Genomic DNA, 23,659 nt, shown 5'->3' on the forward strand with positions numbered 1-23,659 from the left:
ACCGGTGGCGACGGTACGGGCGGGCGTGGACGACGGGCCGGGAAGGATCTCGCCGGTTAGGCTCGCGGGCATGACCGAGACTCCTTCCGCCGGCACCGGCCACACCTTCGACCAGCTCGACGCCCTCTCCACGGAGGAGTTGCGGGAGCGGGCCTTCGCGCGGGCCCGGGAGCGGCGGGACGTCGGCTTCTTCTGGTCGGTGCTGCGGCACCTGCCGAACGCCGACGAGGCCGCCGCGCTCGACGGGGCGCCCAACTCGGTGGGGCCGACCATCGACGAGGCGGCGGCGCTGTGGCGGGAGCTGACCGGGCACGGCTACGAGGAGTCCGCGCCGCTGCTGCGGGCCGCGTTCATCGACTACCTGATGAAGCACTGAGCGGTCGCGTCGCCGGCTGGCGGGAGAGGTTTGCCGGTCGGGGCGGGTCGGGCACTTCCCGCCGCATGGCCCTCACCCAACGTCCCCGCACCGTGCGCGGGTACGGCACCGCCGCCGGCACCGGCACCCTCGCCGCGCTGATCCTCGTCGGCGTCTGCGGCAGCCCGTGGTATGTGAGCTGGGCCGAGGCGCACACCGACCCGAACTCCGCCGGTGGCTGGTATCTGCGGCTGCTCGCCTGGCCGGCCTGGCGGGTCGAGTCGGCGGACCCGGCGTACGGGGTGCTCGCCACCGACCTGCGGGCCATCCTGCTGCTGGTGTTCGCCGCCGCGTTGCTCTACCTGCTGCCGACCGGCCAGGTGGCCCGGGTGCCGGGTTCGGCCAGCCAGTTCTTCTCCGGCTGGGCCGCGTACACCCTGGCCGGGGCGGCGGCGACCCTGGTGGCGGCGCTACTCACCACGGACGGGCCGCTGCAGGCCGCGTTCGAGACCACCGGCACCGGTGCCGGCTACGGCTTCTTCGCCGGCTGGATCATCGGACTGGCCAGCCTGGGCGGCCGGGCCTGACCCGCAGGCGGCCGGTCCGCCCCCGCACCGACCCGCTGGACGGTCCGGGTGGCACTTCCACGCCGGCTAGCTGCCGGGCTGCCCCAGATCGAGGACCCGGGCGCGGCTGAGCGTGCCGGCCGGCCGGCCGTCGGCGGTGACCAGGACCGCGTCGGTGCCGGCGGTGAGCATCGCGGCCAGGGCGTCGTACGCCGAGCGGCCCAGCGGCAGCTCCGGCAGGGTGGCGTCGGTGGCCTCCCCGTCGAGCACCTCCCGGGTGACCGGGGTGACCGCCAGCCGGCGGATGCCCCGGTCCGCGCCGACGAAGTCCCGGACGAACGGCGAGGCGGGCGTGCCGAGCAGGGCCGCCGGGGTGTCGTACTGCTCCAGCCGGCCGCCCTCGGACAGCACCGCGATCCGGTCGCCCAGCCGGACTGCCTCGTCGAGGTCGTGGGTGACCAGCACGATGGTCTTGCGGACCTCGGCCTGGAGCCGGAGGAACTCCTCCTGCAACCGGGTCCGCACGATCGGGTCGACGGCGGAGAACGGCTCGTCCATCAGCAGCACCACCGGGTCGGCGGCCAACGCGCGGGCCACCCCGACCCGTTGCCGCTGCCCGCCGGACAGCTCGTGCGGGTAGCGGCGTCCGAACTGGGCCGGGTCCAACCCGACCAGCTCCAGCAGCTCGCCACTGCGCTGCCGGATCCGCTCCTTCGACCAGCCGAGCAGCCGGGGTACGGTGCCGACGTTGGTGGTCACCGTCTGGTGCGGGAACAACCCCACGTTCTGGATGACGTAGCCGATCCGCCGCCGTAGCTTCACCGGGTCGACGCGGGTGATGTCCTCGTCGCCGAGCATGATCCGGCCGCCGGTCGGCTCGATCAGCCGGTTGATCATCCGCAGCACCGTCGACTTGCCGCAGCCGGACGGGCCGATCAGCACCACCAGCTCGCCGGCCGGCACCTCCAGGCTCAGCTCGCGGACGGCGTCGGTGCCGTCGGGGTACCGCTTGCGGATGCCGTCGAGCGTGATCGAGGCGGCAGTGTGTCCTGCGTCGCCGGTGCCCCCGGGGGTAACGTCCACGTGTGTCCTTCCACCTGAGTTACCGGGCCGAGCCGGGTAATCCGTGGTTCTCCTGGCAGTACGTGCGGGACAACTCTGACACCATTCTCGCCGCGCTGCGCGAGCACGCCTCGCTGACCGGCCGGGCCGTGCTGCTCGCCGCGCTGGTGGCCCTGCCGCTGGCGGTGGTGGCCTACTGGTACCGCCGTCTCGCCGGGCCGATTCTCGCATTGACCGGCGTGCTGTACACGATCCCCTCCCTGGCCCTGTTCGCGTTCATCGCCCCCTATCTGGGCATCGGCGCGGTGACCGTGTTGACGGTGGTGGTGCTGTACGCGCTGCTGGTGATCGTCCGCAACGCGGTGGCCGGGCTGAACCAGGTGCCCCCGGAGGTGCGCGACGCCGCCGAGGGCATGGGGTACGGCCGGTGGGCCCGGCTGTTCCGCATCGACCTGCCGTTGGCCCTGCCCGGCATCCTCACCGGGGTACGCCTCGCCACGGTCTCCACCGTCGCGTTGGTCACCGTCGGGGTGGTGATCGGCCGGGGTGGCCTGGGGCAGTTGATCTTCGCCGGGTTCCAGAACAACTTCTACAAGGCGCAGATCATGACCGGCACGCTGCTCTGCGTCCTGCTGGCCCTGGTGCTGGACCTGATCCTGGCCGGCGTGGGCCGCCTGCTCACCCCCTGGCTGCGGAGCCGTCCCCGGTGAGCGCGAGGGGCGCAGCGCAGCGGAGCCCCGCAGTCGCGAACGGAAGGTCGGTCGGGTGAGCGCGAGGAGCGCAGCGCAGCGGAGCCCGGCAGTCACGAACGAAAGGTCTATCCGGTGAATCCGGTGCAGCAGGCGGTGGTCTGGCTCAACGACCCGCTCAACTGGACCAACCCCGGTGGGGTGCTGGACCGGGTCGGGGAGCACCTGAGCATGTCCGTCGCGGCGGTGCTGCTGGGCTGCCTGGTGGCCTGGCCGGTCGGTCTCTGGCTGGGGCACTCGGGGCGCGGCGGCGGAGCGGTCGTGTTGATCTCCAACCTGACCCTGTCCATCCCGACGCTGGCGCTGCTCACCATCCTCCCGCTGACCTTCCTCGGGTTCGGGCGGCCGGCGGTGGTGGTGGCGCTGGCCGTGTTCGCGGTGCCGCCGCTGCTGGCCAACGCGTACACCGGGGTGCGGCAGGCCGACCCGGAGGCCCGGGACGCGGCGCGCGGGATGGGGCTGTCCGGGTGGCAGGTGCTGCGGCGGGTGGAGTTGCCGCTGGCGGTGCCGTATCTGGCCGCCGGGTTCCGGACGGCCGCCGTGCAGGTGGTGGCGACGGCGGCCCTGGCCTCGTTCGTCAACGGTGGTGGGCTGGGCCAGATCATCCGGGCCGGCTTCGGGCTGGACATCGCGGCCGGTGGCGGGCAGATCATCGCCGGTGGGGTGCTGGTGGCCGGGCTGGCGTTGGCGGCGGAGGGGCTGCTGGCACTGGTCGAGCGGGTGGTGACGCCGCGACCGCTGCGGCGTACCCGGCGGGTGGCGAACCGGCGGGCGGCGGACGCCACGGCGGGGAACTGATCCCTTTCCGTGACGATCACGTTACGAAAGCGGTTCAGAGTTTGTCGGTCGGTCCGGAAGGATATTGGCTGAACCCGCGGGCGGCGGCCGTCGCCCGTCGGACACGCGGCCGGCCCTGCCCGGGCCGTGCCGGGACACGGAAGGCGGGCACGATGCGCGTACGGACACGGCTGGCGGTGGGTGCGGTGGGCGCCCTGACCATGGCGGGTCTGTTGACCGGGTGCGGAGACGCCGGCTCGTCCGGCACCGATGCTCCGGAGCAGGGCGCGAGCGGTGCGGGTTGCGCCCCGGTCGCCGGTGAGCAGCTGGTCGTCCTCGACGACGACAAGAAGCTCCAGAACACCGACAACATCATTCCGGCGGTCAACGCCAAGGTGGCGAACCCGCAGCTGCTCGCCGCACTGGACAAGGTCTCCGCCGCGCTGGACACCCCGAAGCTGATCGCCCTCAACAAGGCCGTCGACGTGGACCGCAAGACGCCGAAGGCGGCGGCCGAGGAGTTCGCCGTCGCCACGGGTCTGACCACCGGCATCGCCAAGGGGCCCGGTGGGCAGATCGTCGTCGGGGCGGGCAACTTCTCCGAGAGCCAGACCCTGGCCGAGCTGTACAACATCGCCCTCACGGCGGCCGGCTACCAGGTCAAGGTGCAGCAGATCGGCAACCGCGAGCTGTACGGGCCGAGCCTGGAGAAGGGCGAGATCCAGGTCGTCCCCGAGTACGCGGCGACCATGGCGGAGTTCCTCAACACCAAGGCCAACGGCAAGGACGCCACCCCGGTCTCCTCGCCGGAGCTGGACAAGACGGTCAGCGCGTTGAAGTCCGAGGGGGACAAGGCGGGCATCACGTTCGGCACCCCGTCCTCGGCGCAGGACCAGAACGCCTTCGCGGTGACCAAGGCGTTCGCCGACAAGTACTCCCTCAAGACCCTCTCCGACCTGGCGGCCAAGTGCTCCGGCAAGGACACCGTGCTGGCCGGCCCGCCGGAGTGCCCGCAGCGGCCGAAGTGCCAGGCCGGTCTGGTCGAGGTCTACGACTTCAAGGCCGGTTCGTTCAGCTCGCTGGACGCCGGTGGCCCGCAGACCAAGAACGCGCTGAAGACCGGCACCGCCAGCGTGGGCCTGGTCTTCTCGTCCGACGGCGCGCTCGCCACCAGCTGAGCGTTCCCGGTCGCGGTCGGCTCCCCCCGACCGCGACCGGGCCCGTCCTGAGTCTTTTCTCACCTTCCCCGTCGACGGGTGCGGCGACGACCTCGGTGCACTGGGCAGGTCAGCCGGGCCCGCTGCGCCGTACCGGCCGAGATCAGGGCATTTCTGCCCTGGGACCGTTCCCAGCCCGCATACATCTCGGTAGGCTGCACAGCCATGCCCTCCCCGGTCGTCTCCGAGAAGCGCAGCCCGCAGCTTCTGACCGTCCTGTTCTGGATCGGGGTGGCGTTCGCGCCGATCGCCGCGCTGATCCTGTTGTTCGCCGACGGCAACGGTCCGCTGCGGTTCGCCGCGGTGCTGGCCATCACCGCCGTGGTGCTGATCGGCCTCTCCATCGCACTGCGGGCCGACGGCGGCACCCGGTCGTCGGACGCGGAGGTGCTCGACGAGCTGGCGCAGCTGCGGCGCGAGCTGCGTAGCGAGATCGTCGCCGCCGCCCAGCGAGGCAACCAGGCGTTGGACCAGTCCCAGCGGGCCGAGGAGCAGGTCACCGCGTTGCGTCGCCGGCTGGATGCGGTGACGGCCGATCTGGCGACGGCCGCGGGCGACCCGACGGCCGTCGAGGATCGGGCTGTCGGTGCGGGCCGGGCCCGGGTCCCGGTCGTCGAGCCGGCGCCGGAGGTCCCGGTCGGCCGTCGGCGGGCCGTCGCCGAGGAGAGCCCGCCGGACTGGGGCGCGGCGGACGACGCCGAGCCGGTCGCGGCGGGCCGGGGCCGGGTCGCCGCCGACCGGGAGACCCCCGCAGCGTCCGGCCGCCGGTACGCCCCGGACCGCCCGACCACCGGCCAGCCCGGCGGGTACGGGACGTCCGCTCGCGAACCACGTGGCCCGGTGCCCGGTGCCGAGTCGACGTCGCGTCCGCTCGGCGTGGTGCGGCACACCGAGACGGTGCACGTGACCACCCGGCACACCGTCGTCGACGGTCCCGATCCGGCCGGCGGCTACGGCGGTGGGTACGCCGGTCGTTGGACGCCCGGCGCGGAGCAGCCGTCCTGGGCCGGTGGGGAGCCGCAGCACCCCTGGTCGGGTCAGGCGGAGCCGCCCGGCCGGGACTGGTCCGCCCCGTCCGACGACCGGTCCCGGGCGTCCCGCCCGCCGTCCCGCGACGAGCGGGCCTGGCCGGCCGCGTCCGGCCCCTCGTGGGGTGCCCCGGCCGACGACCGTCCCGAGCAGCCCCGCCCCGAACCGGCCCGCGCGGAGTGGTCCCGTCCCGAGCAGCCCCGCCCCGAGTGGTCCCCGGTCGGTGGGGAGGGCGGCGTCAGGTCGTCCGGCGGCCGGTCCGGCTGGGCCGAGACCCGTGGCGAATCGTCCGCGCCCGAGGTGCCTTCCGGTGACCGGTGGGTCGAGGACCGGGCCGACCCGCCGGCCCGCGAGGTACGCGCCGGTGACCGCTGGGCCGAGGTGCGCGACGACGGGCGTGCCCGGGAGCTGCGGGTCGGGGAGCGCCGGGCGGAGGTGCACGCCGACGGGGCCGGTTACCACTACTCCGACCGGTGGGCCTCGGTCCGGCAGGAGGACCCGTACCGGCAGGAGGACGCCTACCGGGAGGAGCCGGCGCGGACCGGTGAGCGGTGGGGTGGCGGCCGGTCGACGCCGGAGGGCCGCCCGGCGTTGCCGGCGGGTGGTGTCCCGGTGCCGCAGCAGTGGCGGGAGCCGGCGCGCAGTCACCGGCCGGCCGAGCAGTGGTCGGCCGGGGCCGCCCAGCCGGTCCAGGCGGCCCCGGACCGGCCGGCCCGGACCGCCCAGCCCGCGCCGTCCGCACCGGACTGGTCGGCGTCTGTTGCCCAGCCGGCCCAGGAGCGGCCGGGGCGGGCCGTCCCGCCGGGCGAGGAGTGGCCGGGCAGCGTACGACAGCCGTCGCCTGACTGGTCCACGCGCACCGGGCAGTCCGCTGCGGACCGGTCCGTTCCCGTGGACGACCAGCGGTGGGGCGGGCAACCGGTCGAGCAGTGGCGGGACCGGGAGCCGGTGGTGTCGTGGCGTACCCCCGACCCCGAACCACGCGGGCACCAGCAGTGGGACGGCGAGGAGCGGTACGGCTACCCCCCGCAGGACGACGTCCCGCGTGCCGGCGGCCACTGGCGCTGACCGTCCGGGTGCCGGGTCGGGCCCTCGTGCGGGGCAGGGCCGGATCAGGCCCCGCTGCCGGGCAGTGCCGGGTCAGGCCCCCGGTGCCGGGCCGGGTCGGGCCCGGGTGTGGTGTCGGCCCCGGTCTACTTGTCGATGTCGCCGACCACGAAGAACATCGAGCCGAGGATCGCGATCAGGTCGGGCACCAGGCAGCCGGGCAGCAGGGTGGCCAGCGCCTGCACGTTGGCGTACGACGCGGTGCGCAGCTTGAGTCGCCACGGCGTCTTCTCGCCCCGCGAGACCAGGTAGTAGCCGTTGATCCCGAGCGGGTTCTCCGTCCAGGCGTAGGTGTGCCCCTCGGGGGCCTTGACGACCTTGGGCAGCCGGGTGTTCACCGGCCCGGTGAGCCGGTCGACCCGGTCGAGGCACTGTTCGGCGAGGTCGAGTGAGGCGTACACCTGGTCGAGCAGCACCTCGAAGCGGGCGTGGCAGTCCCCGGCGGTGCGGGTGACCACCGGCACGTCGAGCTGGTCGTACGCCAGGTAGGGGTCGTCGCGGCGCAGGTCCAGGTCGAGCCCGGAGGCGCGGGCGACCGGCCCGGACGCCCCGAAAGCGGCGGCGTCGGCGGCCGACAGCACCCCCACCCCGACGGTACGGGCCAGGAAGATCTCGTTGCGTCGGATCAGCCGGTCCAGGTCGGGCATCCGGCGGCGGACCTCGCCGATGGCGGCGCGGGCCCGTCCGGTCCAGCCGGCGGGGACCTCCTCCTTGAGCCCGCCGACCCGGTTGAACATGTAGTGGATCCGGCCGCCGGAGACCTCCTCCATGACCGCCTGGATGGTATCCCGTTCCCGGAAGGCGTAGAAGACCGGGGTGATCGCGCCGATCTCCAGCGGGTAGGAGCCGAGGAACATCAGGTGGTTGAGCACCCGGTTCAGCTCGGCCAGCGCCATCCGCAGCCAGGTGGCCCGCTCGGGCACCTCCATGCCCATGAGCCGTTCGACGGCGAGCACCACACCCAGCTCGTTGGAGAACGCCGACAGCCAGTCGTGCCGGTTGGCCAGCACGATGATCTGCCGGTAGTCGCGGACCTCGAACAGCTTCTCCGCGCCCCGGTGCATGTACCCGACGATCGGTTCGGCGGCGACCACCCGTTCCCCGTCGAGCACCAGCTTCAGCCGCAGCACGCCGTGTGTGGAGGGGTGCTGCGGGCCGATGTTGAGCACCATGTCGGTGCCGAGCTGTTCCCCGCCGGCCCCGGTGCCGACGGTCAGCTCGCGCAGTTCACCGGTGTCCGTGGTCATGCCGGTCATCGTGCCATGAGCGCATCGACGGCGACGCCGACCGGCTGGAGCAGCCAGTGGTGCCCGCCGAGTCCGGCCGGGTCGGTCAGTTCGGCCACCGCCGAGGCGGCGGCGAGGGCCCGCACGTACCCGGCGGGGTCGCTGCCGGCCAGGCTCAGCGCCGGTCGCCCACCGTCGGCCCCGAGCGCGAGCAGCGCCTCCCGCTGCGACACCAGCGTGTACGCGCACCCGGCGACCTGTGCACCGGCGGCGGCGACGGAGTCCATGGCGACGTGCGCGGTGATGTCGCACGACCCGTCGGGCACCGGCGGCACCTGCCGTCCGTTCCGGTACCCGGTCAACGTCCCGTCCACCGGCCGCCGCTCGCGCAGGTGCCCGTAGTCCACGGCCAACGCCACCCCCCGCCGCAGCCGCCCGACGGCCAGCCCCCACGCCTCGTCCCGACTCCGCCCCACCTCTACCCGCCCCCCTCGCCCCTCTCGCTCCCCCCGCTCCCCCCGCCCGGTGATCAAGAGGTTTGCGTCAGGTTCGGGCCCCTCCGTTGAGGCAAACCTCTTGATCACCGGGGCGGTGGTGGGGGGCGCGGCCGGGGTGGGGGTTGGGGTTGGGGTGGGGTGCCAGGTGGTCAGCCAGGTGAGGTCTTCCGGGGTCAGCGGGGGGCCGGGGGTCTCCTCTCCGGTGCTCGGGTCCACCAGGTGGTAGCGCCAGCCGGTGCCGGTGGGGACGGCCACGTCCAGGGGGACGTTGTCCAGCCATTCGGTCGCGGTCAGCAGGCCGGTGATTCCCGCCGGGGGCTCGGTCGTCCAGGCGATGTCGGGCGGCAGGTCCGCCGGGCGGGGGGCCGGTTCCACGGCCGTGAGGCGCAGCCGGTGGGCCAGCGGCGTCGCAGCCGCGCCGGGCGTCGCCGACCCGTGGGCCAGGGCGGCCAGGGCACGGAGCAGCTCACCCCGGCCGGCACCCACGTCCACCACGTCGAACGGGGTGGGGAAACCGAGGGCGGCGTCGAGGCGGGACACGAGCCGGAACACCGCCGCCGTGAACACCGGGGAGGCGTGCACGCTGGTCCGGAAGTGGTCGGCCGGGCCGGACCCGGAGACGAAGAAGCCGCGCGGCCCGTAGAGGGCGGCGTCCATGGCGTACCGCCAGCGAATCGCGTTCATCCCGTGTTCAGCGTCCGTCACCGTGCCGACCCTACGGTCTGCGGGCATGAGACGAATCGTGATCTCCGCGCTGGCGGTCGTACCGCTGCTGGTGACGACCACCGGTGCCGCCGCCGCGTCCGCCCGCGACGACGTGCCGCGTGCGGTCCGGGCGGTGGCCGAGACACCCGCCCTGTTCGACGACGCCGCCGGTGGCGACGCCGACGCCGACGATCCGGCGATCTGGGTGCACCCGACCGACCGGGCCGGCAGCCTGGTGGTCGTCACCGCCAAGAACGGCGGCCTGCGGGTGTACGACCTGCGGGCCCGGGAGCGGCAGGCGATCGCCACCCCGCCGGCACCCGGCCCGGACGACGAGGCGGGCCGGTTCAACAACGTCGACCTGGTCGGCGGCTTCCGGCTGGCGGGCCGGCCGGTCGACCTGGCGGTGGTCACCGACCGGGGGCGTGACCAGCTCCGGTTCTACCGGATCGATCCGGTGTCGCGGCGGCTGGTCGACGTGACCGCGCCGCAGCCGCCGTTCGCGTTCAGCCGGGACCAGGCGGAGGTGAACACCCAACGCACCGCGTACGGGTTGGGCACGTTCACCGACCGGGACGGGGCCGCGTACGCGGTGGTGAGCCGGCGCAGCACCCCGGAGGTGGGGGTGTTCCGGCTGGTGGAGCGGGCCGGGAAGGTCAGCTACCGGCCGGTGGGGCGGCTGGTGCTGCCGTCGACGTTCACCCTGCCGGACGGCTCCGCCTGGTCGCCGTGCACCGACCCGGGGGACGGCCCGCAGGTGGAGGGGACGGTGGTGGACCCGGCCACCGGCGTGGTGTACCTGGCGCAGGAGAAGGTCGGCCTGTGGCGGACCCGGCTGGTCGGTGGCCGGTTCGTGGGCGTACCCCGGTCGGTGGAGCGGGTCCGCGAGTACGGCGTCCCGGCGGTCTTCGATCCGGCGGCCGACGACTGCGTGGCCGACGACACCGCCGACCCGGGATTCGGCGGGCGGATCGCCCAGGACGTGGAGGGGCTGACGATCCTGCCCACCGGCCGGTACGCGGGCACCCTCGTCGTGTCCAGCCAGGGCGACGACACGTTCTTCACCTACGACCGGGTCACCAACCGGCCGACCGGGCGGTTCGCGGTGGTCGACGGCGGGGTCGACGGCGTGCAGGAGTGCGACGGGGCGGCGGTGACGGCGACGCCGCTGCCGGGCTTCCCCGGCGGGCTGCTGGTGGTGCAGGACGGCCGCAACACCCCGACGACGCCCGACGGGGACGACGGGGTACGCCCGGACACCAACGTCAAGTTCGTCGACGCCGGGTTCCTGGCCGGCCACCGGTGAGCCGCCACACGGGTGAGCTGCCGCACTCGGTGAACTGCCGCACCGGATGAGCTGCCGCACCGGGTGAACTGCCGCACCGGGTGGGTCGCCGCACCGGGCCACCCGGTGCCCGGGGTCGGTGAAGGTTTTCACACATCCTTGTTCGGGTTCCCTGCCCCCGGCGCATACTTGCGATCGACCGGTACCCCCTTCGAGGACTGGATCGTTGCCATGAGCGCACCGCTGCGCCCGCGTCCGGCTGCCCCCGGCGTCGCCGTACCGCAGGGCCCTGCCGCACCCGGTGTCCCGTTCGTCCTTCCCGCCCAGCTCACCGTGGGTGTAATCGGTGCCGGCCGGGTGGGTGCGGTGCTCGGGGCGGCGCTGGTCGCCGCCGGGCACCGGGTGGTCGCCGCCTCCGGCGTCTCCGGGGCGACCCGGGCCCGGATCGCGTTGCTCCTGCCGGACGCGGTGACCCGGTCGGCGACCTCGGTCGCCCGGGAGGCCACCGACCTGCTGCTGCTCGCCGTCCCCGACGACGCGCTGGCCGGTGTGGTCGCCGGTTTGGCCGATACCGGGGCGCTGCACCCCGGCCAGGTGGTCGCGCACACCTCCGGCGCGCACGGCCTGACCGTGCTGGCCCCGGCCGCCGCCGTCGGTGCCCGGCCGTTGGCCCTGCACCCCGCGATGACCTTCACCGGTACGCCGGACGACCTGTCCCGGCTGGCCGGCATCTCCTACGGGGTGACCGCATCGGTGGAGTTGCGGGCGGCGGCGGCCCGGCTCGTCGCCGACCTGGGCGGGGTGCCGGAGTGGGTGGGGGAGACCGACCGGGTCCTCTACCACGCGGCCCTGGCGCACGGCGCGAACCACCTGGTGACCCTGGTCAACGAGGCGGCCGACCGGCTGCGGGACGCCGGGGTGACCCAGCCGGAGAAGGTGCTGGCCCCGCTGCTGCGGGCGGCGTTGGAGAACGCCCTGCGGCTCGGCGACGACGCGCTCACCGGCCCGGTGTCGCGTGGCGACGCGGGCACCGTACGGCGGCACCTGGCCCGGCTGGCGCAGACCGCGCCGGAATCCGTGGCCCCCTACCTGGCGTTGGCCCGACGGAGCGCGGATCGGGCGATCGCGGCGGGCCGGTTGCGCCCGGTCGACGCCGAGTCCCTGCTCGACGTGCTCGCCGGCATCCACCGCGAGGTGGCGGCGTGAGCCGAACGGAAGGCGGGCTGGTGAGCGGGAGGAGTGAGCCGGTTTTGCGAGCCCCGCAGTCGCGAACGGAAGGCGGGCTGGTGAGCGGGAGGAGTGAGCCGGTTTTGCGAGCCCCGCAGTCGCGAACGGAAGGCGGTTCAGTGACGGAACTGGTGCACACCCGGGTGGAGCTGGCGAAGGCCCGGGCGGGGCTGGCCGGCACGGTCGGTGTGGTGATGACGATGGGTGCGCTGCACTCGGGGCACGAGGCGCTGATCCGGGCGGCCCGGGAGCGGGCCGACCACGTGCTGGTGACGATCTTCGTGAACCCGTTGCAGTTCGGCCCGAACGAGGACTTCGACAGGTATCCGCGCACCCTCGACACCGACCTGGAGGTGTGCCGGCGGGCCGGTGCGGACCTGGTGTTCGCCCCGGCCGTGACCGACATGTACCCGGACGGGCAGCCCACGGTCCGGGTCGACCCGGGTCGGCCCGGTGAGGAGTTGGAGGGGCAGAGCCGGCCCGGTTTCTTCCACGGGGTGCTGACCGTGGTGTTGAAGCTGCTCCAGCTCACCCGGCCCGACGTGACCTTCTTCGGGGAGAAGGACTACCAGCAGCTCACCCTGGTCCGTCGGATGGCCCGGGACCTGGACGTGCCGGTCGAGGTGGTCGGCGTGCCGACCGTACGGGAGCCGGACGGGCTGGCCCGGTCCAGTCGTAACCGCTACCTGTCGGCGGACGAGCGGCAGGTCGCGTTGAGCCTCTCGGCCGCGCTGCGGGCCGGGGCGGACGCCGCCGGGCGGGGCGCGGACGCCGGTGACGTGCTGGCCGCCGCGCACCGGGTGCTCGGCGTTGTGCCGGGTGTGCGACTGGACTATCTGGTGCTCACCGATCCGGATCTGGAGCCGGGGCCGGTCGCCGGCCCGGCCCGGCTGTTGATCGCGGCCTGGGTGGGCACCACCCGGTTGATCGACAACCTGGCGATCGACCTCGCCCCCCGCTCCTGACCACGCACACCACCTGTCGAGAGGCAAGCCGATGTTCCGGACCATGCTCAAGTCGAAGATCCACCGGGCGACGGTGACCCAGGCCGACCTGCACTACGTCGGCTCGGTGACGGTGGACCAGGATCTGCTCGACGCCGCCGACCTGCTTCCGGGCGAGCAGGTGGCGATCGTGGACGTGACCAACGGGGCCCGGCTGGAGACGTACGTGATCCCGGGGGAGCGGGGCAGCGGGGTGATCGGCATCAACGGCGCGGCGGCGCACCTGGTGCACCCGAACGACCTGGTGATCCTGATCTCGTACGGTCAGATGGACGACGCGGAGGCCCGGACGTACCGCCCCCGGGTGGTCCACGTGGACGCCGACAACAGGGTGGTTGAGCTGGGCGGCGATCCGGCGGCTGCGGCCCCGGGGACGGCCGGGGACCCGGTGCCGAGTCCGCTCGCCGTCGTGGGCTGACCGGAATTCCGGTCTGTTACCGGAAGGTCATTTTTGGTTACCCTGGACTGACCGTCGGATTGACGGTCGTCGGCTGGGGGAGGCCGCGTTGCGTCGTCCGATGAGGGTCTTGATCGCCGCGTTGGCGGTGGGTGTGGTCCTGGCGGGCTGCGGTGCGCCGGGCGGCCTCGACGGCGATCTCACCGACGACTGGGCGGCCCTGCCGCCGGCCGGGCCGTTCACCCCCGAGGCGGGGGTTTGCCAGGTCGCCGACTTCACCGACACGGTCGCCCTGGCGGCGTACGCGCCGGTGGACTGCGCGGTGCCGCACCGGGTGGAGACGGTGCACGTGGGCGCGTTGCCGGGCGAGCGGGTCGTCGCGCCGGTCACCGGTTCGGCGGAGTTGCGGGGTGCGTTCGCCGAGTGCGACACCCGGGCCGCCGGTTACCTGGGCGACGACTGGCGGGCCGGCCGACTGCGGCTGGCGGTGGCGCTGCCGACCGCGCTCGGCTGGACGGCCGGGGCCCGTTGGTTCCGGTGCGACCTGAGTGAGGTGACCACCGTCGAGGCGGCGGCCACCGTGGTCACCCGTACGGGCAGCCTGCGGGATGCGTTGAAGGGCCCGTCGCCGCTGCGGTTGGGCTGTCAGCGGGCCAGGAGCGGCCGGGGTGCCGGGGTGCAGGTGCTGGTGCCGGTGGAGTGCTCGACCGTGCACGAGGCGGAGTTCGTGGGCGTCTGGAAGGCCCCCGACCGGCCCTATCCGGTCAAGGACGTCGACTGGCTGCCGCTGTACGCCGGCTGCCGCAGCCTGCTGGGTCGCTACGTGGGTGTGCCGGACGACGCCGACCTGCGTTTCCGCAGCGGCGTGGTGGTGCGTCCGCCGGGGCCGGGCCGGTGGCGGGTCGGCGACCGGGGGGTCCGTTGCTACCTGTGGTTGAGCGACCGGACGGTGACCGCCTCGCTGAAGGGCGGCGGACCGGCCGCCCTGCCGGTGCGGACGAAGTAGCGGACGGGGTAGTCGAAACCACTCGTCCCGCCCCCGCCGCCCGTCGCGAGGATCGTTCGGGTTGACTGTGGGTATGGAACTCCCGCCGACCGTCGACCTGCCGGCCCTGCCCAGACTGTTGGCTGCTCCCGCGCCCGGTTGGGTGGAGACCACCGATGTGATCGTGGTCGGCTCCGGGGTGGCCGGGTTGACCGCCGCGCTGCACCTGCGCGAGGCGGGCCTGCACGTCACCGTGGTCACCAAGGTCAACATCGACGACGGGTCGACCCGCTGGGCGCAGGGCGGCATCGCCGCCGTACTCGATCCGGCCGACTCGCCCGCCGCGCACGCCCGCGACACCGAGATCGCCGGGGTCGGACTCTGCGACCCGGCGGCCGTGCGGCTGCTGGTCGAGGAGGGGCCGCTGCGGCTGCGGGAGCTGATGCGCATCGGCGCGGAGTTCGACCGCAACCCGGACGGTTCGTTGATGCTCACCCGGGAGGGCGGGCACCGGGCCGACCGGATCGTGCATGCCGGTGGGGACGCCACCGGGGCGGAGGTGCAGCGGGCCCTGCACGCGGCGGTGCGCCGGGACCCGTGGATCCGCCTGGTCGAGCACGCCCTGGTGCTGGACCTGCTGCGCGCCCCCGGCGACGGCCCGGACTCTCCCGGCCCGGCCTGCGGCATCACCCTGCACGTGCTGGGTGAGGGCAGCGAGGACGGCGTCGGCGCGCTGCTGGCCCGTGCGGTGGTGCTGGCCACCGGCGGGATGGGGCAGGTCTTCTCGGCCACCACCAACCCGGCGGTCTCCACCGGTGACGGGGTGGCGTTGGCGATGCGGGCCGGAGCGGCGGTCACCGACGTCGAGTTCGTGCAGTTCCACCCGACCGCCCTGATCGTGCCGGAGCAGGCCCGGGTGCCGGGCGCGGGCCTGGCCCAGCAGCCGCTGGTGTCGGAGGCACTGCGCGGTGAGGGCGCCCACCTGGTCGACGCCGACGGCAAGCGGTTCATGCTCGGCCAGCACGAGCTGGCCGAGCTGGCCCCCCGGGACGTGGTGGCCAAGGGCATCCACCGGGTGCTGCTGGCCACCGGCGCGGAACACGTCTTTCTCGATGCCCGGCACCTCGGCGCGAACTTCCTCGCCGGGCGGTTCCCGACCATCGTCGCGTCCTGCCTGGCCATCGGGGTCGACCCGGCGACGGATCTGATCCCGGTCGCCCCGGCCGCCCACTACGCGTCCGGTGGCGTCCGCACCGACCTGCGCGGCCGGACCTCCATCCCCGGCCTGTACGCCTGCGGTGAGGTCGCCTGCACGGGCGTGCACGGCGCGAACCGGCTGGCCAGCAACTCGCTGCTGGAGGGGTTGGTCTTCTCCCGCCGGATCGCCGAGGACATCGCCGCCGGGCTGCCCGAGCAGGCGCAACCGGCGCAGACCGGTGCCTGGGTGGGCGGCGGTGGCGGGGTGCTGCCCGCCGAGGGGGTGCCCGCGTTGCAACGGGCGATGACCCGGGGCGCGGGGGTGCTGCGGTCGGCGTCGACCCTGGCCGCGACTGCCGCCACCCTGACCGGGCTGGGGCAGGGCCAGGGTCGGCCGGGCACCGCCGGCTGGGAGGCGACGAATCTGGTCACCGTGGCGTCCGCCCTGGTCGCCGCCGCGTACGCCCGCCAGGAGACCCGGGGCTGCCACTGGCGGGAGGACTTCCCGGCGGCCGACGAGCGGTGGCGCGGTCATCTCGTCGCGGCCGTCGGTGCCCGGGGCGAGCTGACCGAACGCTGGGAGGGCCTGCCCTGACCGACCCGGAGCGGGCCGGGTTGGCGAGCCCCGCGGTGGCGAACGAAAGGAAATGCAGTGCGGGAACCGACGCGACAGGCGTTGACGGCGGGCGGGCTGGACCCGGAGCGGGTCCGGCGGGTGATCGTCGACGCGCTCACCGAGGATCTGGGGGCGGACTTCGTCGACGTCACCAGCGTCGCCACCATTGCGGCCGGGCAGACCGACACCGCCGACCTGGTGGCCCGGGAGGACGGGGTGGTGGCCGGGCTGGCGGTGGCCGCCGCGGTGTTCGAGCTGGTCGGCGAGGTGACCGCTGCGGAGCGTACCGTCGAGGTGGTGGTGGTGGCCCACGACGGCGCGCGGGTGGCCCGGGGTGAGGTGCTGGCGACGGTGACCGGCCCGACCCGGCTGCTGCTCACCGCCGAGCGCACCGCGCTGAACCTGCTCTCCCGGATGTCCGGGGTGGCCACCCACACCCGGGCCTGGGCGGATGCTCTGGCCGGCACCAAGGCGACGGTGCTGGACACCCGCAAGACCACCCCGGGCCTGCGGATGCTGGAGAAGTACGCGGTCCGGGCCGGCGGCGGCACCAACAAGCGGATGGGCCTGTACGACGTCGCCATGATCAAGGACAACCACAAGCTGGCCGCCGGTGGTGTCGGGGCGGCCTTCCGTCGGGTCCGGCAGACCTTCCCGCAGGTGCCGGTGCAGGTCGAGGTGGACACCCCGGCCGAGGCGGTGGAGGCGGTGGAGGCCGGCGCGGACTTCCTGCTGTTGGACAACATGTCCCCGGCGACCCTGCGCGAGGTGGTCGCGGCGGTCGGCGACCGGGCCGAGCTGGAGGCGACCGGTGGGCTGACCCTGGAGGTGGCCGCCGAGTACGGGGCGACCGGGGTGGACTACCTGTCGGTGGGTGCCCTGACGCACTCCTCGCCGATCCTGGACATCGCCCTGGACCTGCGCGAGCGGTGAGCCGGCCGGGCCGCCGGCTACCCGTCGGTGCGGGGCAGCGGGTCCGGCCCACTGCTCGCCTGTGGTGGGCCGGTCGGCGTCTAGGCTGCGTGCGTGCTGCTCTGCATCGACATCGGAAACACCAACACCGTGCTGGCGACCTTCGACGGCGACAAGCTGGTGCACTCGTGGCGGATCAAGACCGACGCCCGTTCGACAGCGGACGAGCTGGGTCTGATGTTCCGGGGGCTGCTCGCCGGTGACGCCGTGGAGATCACCGGGGTGGCCGCCTGCTCGACGGTGCCGGCGGCGCTGCGCTCGCTGCGGACCATGCTGGCCCGTTACTACGCCGACCTGCCGAGCGTGGTCGTCGAGCCGGGGGTCCGCACCGGTGTGCAGCTGGCCATCGACAACCCGAAGGAGGTGGGCGCGGACCGGGTGGTCAACACGCTGGCCGCGTACACCCTCTACGGGGGTCCGTCGATCGTGGTGGACTTCGGCACCACCACCAACTTCGACGTGATCAGCGGTCGGGGGGAGTTCCTCGGTGGGGCGTTCGCCCCGGGCATCGAGATCTCCTTCGACGCGTTGGCGGCCCGCGCCGCCCAGCTGCGTAAGGTGGAGGCCAACAAGCCCCGTTCGGTGATCGGCAAGAACACCGTGGAGTGTCTCCAGTCCGGCCTCTACTTCGGCTTCGCCGGGCAGGTCGACCGGATCGTCGAGCGGATGACCGAGGAGTTGGGCCAGGTCCGCGCGGTGATCGCCACGGGTGGGCTGGCCTCGGTGGTGATCGGCGAGTGCCGGACCATCACCCACCACGAGCCGATGATCACCCTGATCGGGCTGCGCATGGTCTACGAGCGCAACACCTGATCACGACGGCCGGTCGCGGCGGTTCACCGCCGCCGGGCCCGGAAGACCAGCGTCTGGTACGGCAGCTCGACGGTCTCCCGGCCGGCCAGGTCGGGGTGGGTGGCGAACAGCTCGCGCAGGTCCCGCTCCAGCCGTTGCCGCTGCTGCGGGGCGGCGACCAACCAGTGTGAGCGGGTACGCAACAGCCCGAGGACCTCGTCGGAGGTGACGGTCGTCCGGTGGGTGAACCGGCCCAGCTCGACCGGGCCGAAGGCCGCACCGAAGGTGGTCACCTTCACGGTCAGGTCGCTGACGTTCTCCCCCATCTGGGCGATCCTCCCCAGCTCGGCCACCCAGCCGACCGTTTCGTCCCGGATGTTCCAGATCGGGGCGAAGATGCCGTCCGGCCGGAGGACCCGGGCGATCTCGACGTGCGCGCGTTCCCGGTCGAACCAGTGGTAGGCCTGGCCGACCAGCACCGCGTCGGCGCTCGCGTCGGGCAGCGGGACCGCCTCGGCGCAGCCGGCGAGGGCGGTGGTCCCGGGGACGGCCGTGTCGAGCCGGGCCCGCATCGCCGCGTCGGGTTCGACCGGAGTGACCCGGTGGCCGAGGGCCCGCAGGTCACGGGTGAGCAGGCCGGTGCCGGCACCCAGGTCGACCACGCTGGCGACCGCACCCGCGCCGGCCAGCGCCCAGCGCAGCGCCTCGGCCGGATAACCGGGTCGAAACCGGTCGTAGTCGGCGGCGACCGTACCGAAGGACCGTGCCCGGGTGTGCTCGACCATGCCGGGCAGGTTATCCCGTAACGGCCGCTCGGGGGCATGAGTACGCTCATGGGCTGACCCAGTCGAAACTCCCTTAGCCGAGGAAGCGTGCCGTGACCGAGCAGAACGCCGTGCCAGTGGACCCCGCCGACGACCTTCCCGAGCAGATGAAGGTCCGCCGGGAGAAGCGGGACCGGATGCTCGCCGAGGGCATCGACCCGTACCCCGTCGGCTACCCCCGGACCAGCACCCTGGCCGAGGTGCGCGAGCGGTACGCCGAGCTGCCCACCGACACCGCGACCGGGGACCGGATCTCGGTCACCGGCCGGGTGATCTTCGTACGGAACACCGGCAAGCTCTGCTTCGCCACCCTGCGCGACGGCGACGGCACCGAGTTGCAGGCGATGCTCTCCCTGGACCGGGTCGGCGCGGAGCGGCTGGACGCCTGGAAGCGCCTGGTCGACCTGGGTGACCACGTGGGTGTCACCGGCGAGGTGATCACCAGCCGGCGCGGTGAGCTGTCGGTGCTGGCCGACGAGTGGGCGGTCACCGCCAAGGCGCTGCGCCCGTTGCCGGTGGCGCACAAGCCGCTGAGCGAGGAGGCCCGGGTCCGGCAGCGTTACGTGGACCTGGTGGTCCGTCCGCAGGCCCGGCAGATGGTCCGGACCCGGGCCGCGGCGGTACGCAGCCTGCGTGACTCGTTGCACGGTCAGGGATTCATCGAGGTCGAGACGCCGATGCTCCAGTTGCTGCACGGCGGCGCGGCGGCCCGCCCATTCGTGACCCACAGCAATGCGCTCGGTACTGATCTGTATCTGCGAATCGCGCCGGAACTGTTTCTCAAGCGCGCCGTGGTCGGCGGGGTCGACCGGGTGTTCGAGATCAACCGCAACTTCCGCAATGAGGGAGTCGACTCGTCGCACTCGCCGGAGTTCGCGATGCTGGAGACCTACCAGGCGTACGGCGACTACGACACGATGGCGGCGTTGACCCGTAATCTCGTGCAGCAGGCAGCGGTGGCGGTCAGCGGCTCGACGACGGTGACCCACGCCGACGGTCGGGAGTTCGACCTGGGTGGCGAGTGGCGGTCGGTGACCCTGTTCGGGGCGCTTTCCGAGGCGCTCGGCGAGGAGGTCACGGTCCGCACCGACCGGACCCGCCTGGTGGAGTACGCCGACAAGGTGGGGCTCGCGGTCGACCCGAAGTGGGGGCCGGGCAAGCTGGCCGAGGAGTTGTTCGAGGAACTGGTGGTGCCGAGCCTCCAGGCGCCGACCTTCGTACGGGACTACCCGGAGGAGACCAGCCCGTTGACCCGGGGTCACCGCACCGAGCCCGGCCTGGCCGAGAAGTGGGACCTCTACGTGCTCGGTTTCGAGCTGGGCACCGCGTACACGGAGCTGGTGGACCCGGTGGTGCAGCGGGAGCGGCTGGTGACGCAGGCGCAGCTCGGTGCCCGGGGCGACGACGAGGCCATGCGGCTGGACGAGGACTTTCTCCGGGCGATCGAGTACGGAATGCCGCCGGCCGGGGGTATGGGAATGGGAATCGACCGGCTGTTGATGGCGCTGACGGGGCTGGGAATTCGGGAAACCATCCTCTTCCCCTTGGTCCGCCCCGAGTAGCCTCCGGTGAGACCTTTGCCGGGTCGTTACGGCGTCCTATTGACGCGGCAAGCGTCGGGGGGGTTATCGTGCTCCTATTGCAGGAGCACCCTGCTCGAAAGGAATGTGGGACGTGGCCAAGCAGATCATTCACAAGCTGGTCGATGACCTGGACGGCGGGGACGCGGACGAGACCGTCAAGTTCGCCCTCGACGGCGTTCAGTACGAGATCGACCTGTCGAACTCCAACGCCGACAAATTGCGGGACGTTTTCGCGCCGTACGTGGCTGCCGGCACCCGGGTCGGCCGGGGCGGCGTGGTCGTGGGTGGCCGGGCCGCCCGGGGCCGGGGCGGCGCGACCGCCGACCGCGAGCAGAACAAGGCGATCCGGTCGTGGGCCAAGAAGAACGGCAAGGACATCTCCGACCGGGGTCGTATCCCGCAGGAGATCGTCGACGAGTACCACGCGACCCGCTGAGCTGTCAGTGGCGAACCGACGCCGGGCCGGAGCACCCCTCCGGGCCGGCGTCGCCGTCTCGGGGCACCCCTCGGCCGGCGTCGCCGTCTGGGGGGCAGCAGCCCGGTGGCCGTCGGGCCCGGCCGACGTCACCCGCCGGCGGGGGCCGGTGGGTGGGGCTGTGGGTGGTGTGGGGCGGGAAGTTCTCCGGGTCCGCAGGCGTTGTCCACAGGCGGTGGAGACTTCGTCCACAGCCTGTGGATGACCCACGGAACCCCCCGGAGGGCGTTGCGCACCCCGGGTGAATTTCGCTCTGCGCGTACAGGCTGGGGTGCCGGAACACCTCCTGAGCGCGGATGGTTGGTCAAAACGACGTCGGAACGGCTCGGTACGAGGAGACACGACCTCAGCGGAGTCGGTCAGCGGCGATAGAGTAAGGAGGTGCGGACGCCCGTCCCGGACGTCCGCGCACCGGCCCCGCCAAGATCTCGCAGTCGAGGCGCACGGCACGTGAGGAGCACGAGGGCATGTTCGAGCGGTTCACCGACCGAGCGCGACGGGTTGTCGTCCTGGCCCAAGAAGAGGCCCGGATGCTCAACCACAACTACATCGGTACGGAGCACATCCTGCTGGGCCTGATCCACGAGGGTGAGGGCGTCGCCGCCAAGGCCCTGGAGAGCCTCGGCATCTCCCTGGAGGGCGTCCGTCAGCAGGTCGAGGAGATCATCGGCCAGGGCCAGCAGGCGCCGAGCGGGCACATCCCGTTCACGCCCCGGGCCAAAAAGGTGCTGGAGCTGTCCCTGCGCGAGGCGCTGCAGCTCGGCCACAACTACATCGGCACGGAGCACATCCTGCTCGGGCTGATCCGCGAGGGTGAGGGCGTCGCCGCCCAGGTGCTGGTGAAGCTGGGCGCCGACCTCAACCGGGTCCGCCAGCAGGTGATCCAGCTCCTCTCCGGCTACCAGGGCAAGGAGCCGGCCGCCGCCGGCACCGCGCCGGGCGAGGCCGCCCCGTCGACCAGCCTCGTGCTGGACCAGTTCGGTCGTAACCTGACTCAGGCTGCCCGTGAGGGCAAGCTCGACCCGGTGATCGGGCGCGAGAAGGAGATCGAGCGGGTCATGCAGGTGCTGTCCCGCCGCACCAAGAACAACCCGGTCCTGATCGGTGAGCCCGGCGTCGGCAAGACCGCCGTGGTGGAGGGCCTGTCCCAGAAGATCATCAAGGGCGAGGTGCCCGAGACGCTCAAGGACAAGCAGCTCTACACCCTCGACCTCGGTGCCCTGGTCGCTGGCTCCCGCTACCGGGGTGACTTCGAGGAGCGCCTCAAGAAGGTGCTCAAGGAGATCCGCACCCGGGGCGACATCATCCTGTTCATCGACGAGATTCACACCTTGGTCGGTGCGGGTGCCGCCGAGGGCGCGATCGACGCGGCGAGCATCCTCAAGCCGATGCTGGCCCGTGGTGAGCTCCAGACCATCGGCGCGACCACCCTCGACGAATACCGCAAGCACCTGGAGAAGGACGCCGCGCTGGAGCGTCGTTTCCAGCCGATCCAGGTGGGTGAGCCGTCGCTGGCCCACACCATCGAGATCCTCAAGGGCCTGCGGGACCGCTACGAGGCGCACCACCGCGTCTCGATCACGGACGCCGCCCTGGTGGCTGCCGCGACGCTGGCCGACAGGTACATCTCCGACCGGTTCCTGCCGGACAAGGCGATCGACCTGATCGACGAGGCCGGGGCCCGGATGCGCATCCGCCGGATGACCGCGCCGCCAGACCTGCGTGACTTCGACGAGCGGATCGCCCAGGTACGCCGCGACAAGGAGTCCGCGATCGACGCGCAGGACTTCGAGCGGGCCGCCCAGCTGCGGGACAAGGAGAAGCAGCTCCTGGGGCAGAAGGCGCAGCGGGAGAAGGAGTGGAAGGCCGGTGACCTGGACGTCGTCAGCGAGGTCGACGACGAGCAGATCGCCGAGGTTCTCGGCAACTGGACCGGTATCCCGGTCTACAAGCTGACCGAGGAGGAGACCTCCCGGCTGCTGCGGATGGAAGACGAGCTGCACAAGCGCGTCATCGGCCAGGAGGACGCGGTCAAGGCGGTCTCGAAGGCGATCCGGCGTACCCGGGCCGGCCTGAAGGACCCGAAGCGGCCGTCCGGCTCGTTCATCTTCGCCGGCCCGTCCGGTGTGGGTAAGACCGAGCTGTCCAAGGCGCTCGCCGAGTTCCTGTTCGGCAGCGAGGACGCGCTGATCCAGCTGGACATGTCCGAGTTCCACGACCGCTACACGGTCTCCCGCCTGGTCGGGGCCCCTCCCGGCTACGTCGGCTACGACGAGGGTGGCCAGCTGACCGAGAAGGTCCGTCGTCGGCCGTTCTCGGTGGTGCTCTTCGACGAGATCGAGAAGGCCCACCCGGACGTGTTCAACACCCTGCTGCAGATCCTGGAGGACGGCCGGCTCACCGACGGCCAGGGTCGGATCGTGGACTTCAAGAACACGGTCATCATCCTGACCACCAACCTGGGCACCCGGGACGTCGCCAAGGCGGTGTCGTTGGGCTTCCAGCAGTCGGAGGACTCCGAGTCCACCTACGACCGGATGAAGCAGAAGGTCAACGACGAGCTGAAGCAGCACTTCCGGCCCGAGTTCCTCAACCGGATCGACGACACCATCGTCTTCCACCAGCTGCGGCAGAACGAGATCCTCTCGATCGTGGACATCATGATCCAGCGGATCGAGGGCCAGCTCCGCAACAAGGACATGGGTCTGGAGCTGACCGACAACGCCAAGAAGTACCTGTCCAAGAAGGGCTTCGACCCGGTGCTGGGGGCCCGTCCGCTGCGTCGGACGATCCAGCGCGACATCGAGGACAACCTCTCCGAGCGGATCCTGTTCAACGAGCTGACCCCCGGTCAGATCGTGGTGGTGGACTGCGAGGGGGACCCGGAGGACATCGAGAAGTCGAAGTTGGTCTTCCACGGCTCGGACCGCCCGGCCGAGGTGCCGGACGCCGTCCCGGCCGACCTGGGTGGCGCCGCCACCGCCGGTGAGTAGGACCTGACGGTTCGGTAGG

Annotated in this window: 21 protein-coding genes; 17 read left to right on the forward strand and 4 right to left on the reverse strand. The window is 72.8% G+C overall.

Annotated elements, in window-relative coordinates:
- Nucleotides 1-70 precede the first annotated feature (70 nt).
- Nucleotides 71-376, forward strand: coding sequence for a hypothetical protein (locus tag JQN83_RS14960; protein WP_088643875.1), 306 nt, complete (start codon nucleotides 71-73; stop codon nucleotides 374-376).
- Between the two features lie 65 nt (nucleotides 377-441).
- Nucleotides 442-942: a hypothetical protein gene (locus JQN83_RS14965; protein ID WP_208567749.1), complete on the forward strand. Its 501-nt coding sequence runs from the start codon at nucleotides 442-444 to the stop codon at nucleotides 940-942.
- 66 nt (nucleotides 943-1,008) lie between these two features.
- On the opposite strand, the gene JQN83_RS14970 is transcribed toward JQN83_RS14965, so the two are convergent.
- Nucleotides 1,009-2,004, reverse strand: coding sequence for an ABC transporter ATP-binding protein (locus JQN83_RS14970; RefSeq protein WP_208567750.1), 996 nt, complete (start codon nucleotides 2,002-2,004; stop codon nucleotides 1,009-1,011).
- A 2-nt stretch (nucleotides 2,005-2,006) separates the two neighbouring features.
- On the opposite strand from JQN83_RS14970, the gene JQN83_RS14975 reads away from it, so the two are divergent.
- From JQN83_RS14975 to JQN83_RS14990, 4 genes are all read left to right on the forward strand, one after another.
- Complete coding sequence (locus JQN83_RS14975) at nucleotides 2,007-2,693, forward strand: ABC transporter permease (protein WP_208567751.1); 687 nt, start codon at nucleotides 2,007-2,009, stop codon at nucleotides 2,691-2,693.
- 114 nt (nucleotides 2,694-2,807) lie between these two features.
- Nucleotides 2,808-3,530: an ABC transporter permease gene (locus JQN83_RS14980; protein WP_208567752.1), complete on the forward strand. Its 723-nt coding sequence runs from the start codon at nucleotides 2,808-2,810 to the stop codon at nucleotides 3,528-3,530.
- A 152-nt stretch (nucleotides 3,531-3,682) separates the two neighbouring features.
- Entirely contained in the window at nucleotides 3,683-4,687 is a 1,005-nt protein-coding gene (locus JQN83_RS14985) for a glycine betaine ABC transporter substrate-binding protein (protein ID WP_208567753.1), read from the forward strand.
- Nucleotides 4,688-4,891: 204 nt separating this feature from the next.
- Complete coding sequence (locus tag JQN83_RS14990; RefSeq protein ID WP_208567754.1) at nucleotides 4,892-6,823, forward strand: hypothetical protein; 1,932 nt, start codon at nucleotides 4,892-4,894, stop codon at nucleotides 6,821-6,823.
- 125 nt (nucleotides 6,824-6,948) lie between these two features.
- Here JQN83_RS14990 and JQN83_RS14995 read toward each other — a convergent pair whose 3' ends face one another.
- Both JQN83_RS14995 and JQN83_RS15000 read right to left on the reverse strand, forming a co-directional pair.
- The gene (locus JQN83_RS14995) at nucleotides 6,949-8,118 is read right to left on the reverse strand and encodes an NADH-quinone oxidoreductase subunit D (RefSeq protein ID WP_208567755.1); all 1,170 of its coding nucleotides are present in this window, start codon (nucleotides 8,116-8,118) and stop codon (nucleotides 6,949-6,951) included.
- Nucleotides 8,115-9,269 carry an SAM-dependent methyltransferase gene (locus JQN83_RS15000; protein WP_208567926.1) on the reverse strand — a complete coding sequence of 385 codons (1,155 nt, stop codon included), beginning with the start codon at nucleotides 9,267-9,269 and terminating at the stop codon, nucleotides 8,115-8,117. The genes JQN83_RS14995 and JQN83_RS15000 overlap by 4 nt, the downstream gene beginning before the upstream one ends.
- Before the next feature lie 46 nt (nucleotides 9,270-9,315).
- Between JQN83_RS15000 and JQN83_RS15005 the strand changes: the two genes are divergently transcribed.
- From JQN83_RS15005 to JQN83_RS15040, 8 genes are all read left to right on the forward strand, one after another.
- A complete protein-coding gene (locus JQN83_RS15005) occupies nucleotides 9,316-10,596 on the forward strand; it encodes a phytase (RefSeq protein WP_208567756.1) in 1,281 nt (426 codons plus the stop codon).
- Between the two features lie 210 nt (nucleotides 10,597-10,806).
- The gene (locus JQN83_RS15010) at nucleotides 10,807-11,781 is read left to right on the forward strand and encodes a Rossmann-like and DUF2520 domain-containing protein (protein WP_208567757.1); all 975 of its coding nucleotides are present in this window, start codon (nucleotides 10,807-10,809) and stop codon (nucleotides 11,779-11,781) included.
- A gap of 140 nt (nucleotides 11,782-11,921) precedes the next feature.
- Nucleotides 11,922-12,767 (forward strand): pantoate--beta-alanine ligase, encoded by an 846-nt coding sequence (gene panC / locus JQN83_RS15015; protein WP_208567758.1) that lies wholly within the window; start codon nucleotides 11,922-11,924, stop codon nucleotides 12,765-12,767.
- 31 nt (nucleotides 12,768-12,798) lie between these two features.
- Entirely contained in the window at nucleotides 12,799-13,224 is a 426-nt protein-coding gene (panD, locus tag JQN83_RS15020) for an aspartate 1-decarboxylase (protein ID WP_208567759.1), read from the forward strand.
- 100 nt (nucleotides 13,225-13,324) lie between these two features.
- Nucleotides 13,325-14,209 carry a septum formation family protein gene (locus JQN83_RS15025; protein ID WP_208567760.1) on the forward strand — a complete coding sequence of 295 codons (885 nt, stop codon included), beginning with the start codon at nucleotides 13,325-13,327 and terminating at the stop codon, nucleotides 14,207-14,209.
- A gap of 73 nt (nucleotides 14,210-14,282) precedes the next feature.
- Nucleotides 14,283-15,980 carry an L-aspartate oxidase gene (locus JQN83_RS15030; RefSeq protein WP_208567761.1) on the forward strand — a complete coding sequence of 566 codons (1,698 nt, stop codon included), beginning with the start codon at nucleotides 14,283-14,285 and terminating at the stop codon, nucleotides 15,978-15,980.
- 57 nt (nucleotides 15,981-16,037) lie between these two features.
- Nucleotides 16,038-16,934 (forward strand): carboxylating nicotinate-nucleotide diphosphorylase, encoded by an 897-nt coding sequence (gene nadC / locus JQN83_RS15035; RefSeq protein WP_208567762.1) that lies wholly within the window; start codon nucleotides 16,038-16,040, stop codon nucleotides 16,932-16,934.
- Between the two features lie 93 nt (nucleotides 16,935-17,027).
- Nucleotides 17,028-17,786, forward strand: a complete 759-nt coding sequence (locus tag JQN83_RS15040; protein WP_208567763.1) for a type III pantothenate kinase — start codon at nucleotides 17,028-17,030, stop codon at nucleotides 17,784-17,786.
- Nucleotides 17,787-17,809: 23 nt separating this feature from the next.
- Here JQN83_RS15040 and JQN83_RS15045 read toward each other — a convergent pair whose 3' ends face one another.
- Nucleotides 17,810-18,550 carry a class I SAM-dependent methyltransferase gene (locus JQN83_RS15045; protein ID WP_208567764.1) on the reverse strand — a complete coding sequence of 247 codons (741 nt, stop codon included), beginning with the start codon at nucleotides 18,548-18,550 and terminating at the stop codon, nucleotides 17,810-17,812.
- 92 nt (nucleotides 18,551-18,642) lie between these two features.
- Here JQN83_RS15045 and lysS point away from each other — a divergent pair, with 92 nt between their 5' ends.
- From lysS to JQN83_RS15060, 3 genes are all read left to right on the forward strand, one after another.
- A complete protein-coding gene (gene lysS / locus JQN83_RS15050; protein WP_208567765.1) occupies nucleotides 18,643-20,151 on the forward strand; it encodes a lysine--tRNA ligase in 1,509 nt (502 codons plus the stop codon).
- Between the two features lie 112 nt (nucleotides 20,152-20,263).
- On the forward strand, nucleotides 20,264-20,608 hold the full coding sequence (locus JQN83_RS15055; RefSeq protein ID WP_168222573.1) for a histone-like nucleoid-structuring protein Lsr2: 345 nt from the start codon (nucleotides 20,264-20,266) through the stop codon (nucleotides 20,606-20,608).
- Between the two features lie 506 nt (nucleotides 20,609-21,114).
- Nucleotides 21,115-23,640: an ATP-dependent Clp protease ATP-binding subunit gene (locus JQN83_RS15060; protein WP_208567766.1), complete on the forward strand. Its 2,526-nt coding sequence runs from the start codon at nucleotides 21,115-21,117 to the stop codon at nucleotides 23,638-23,640.
- Nucleotides 23,641-23,659 lie beyond the last annotated feature (19 nt).

This window comes from Micromonospora antibiotica, assembly GCF_017599305.1.
Classification (GTDB): Bacteria; Actinomycetota; Actinomycetes; order Mycobacteriales; family Micromonosporaceae; genus Micromonospora; species Micromonospora antibiotica.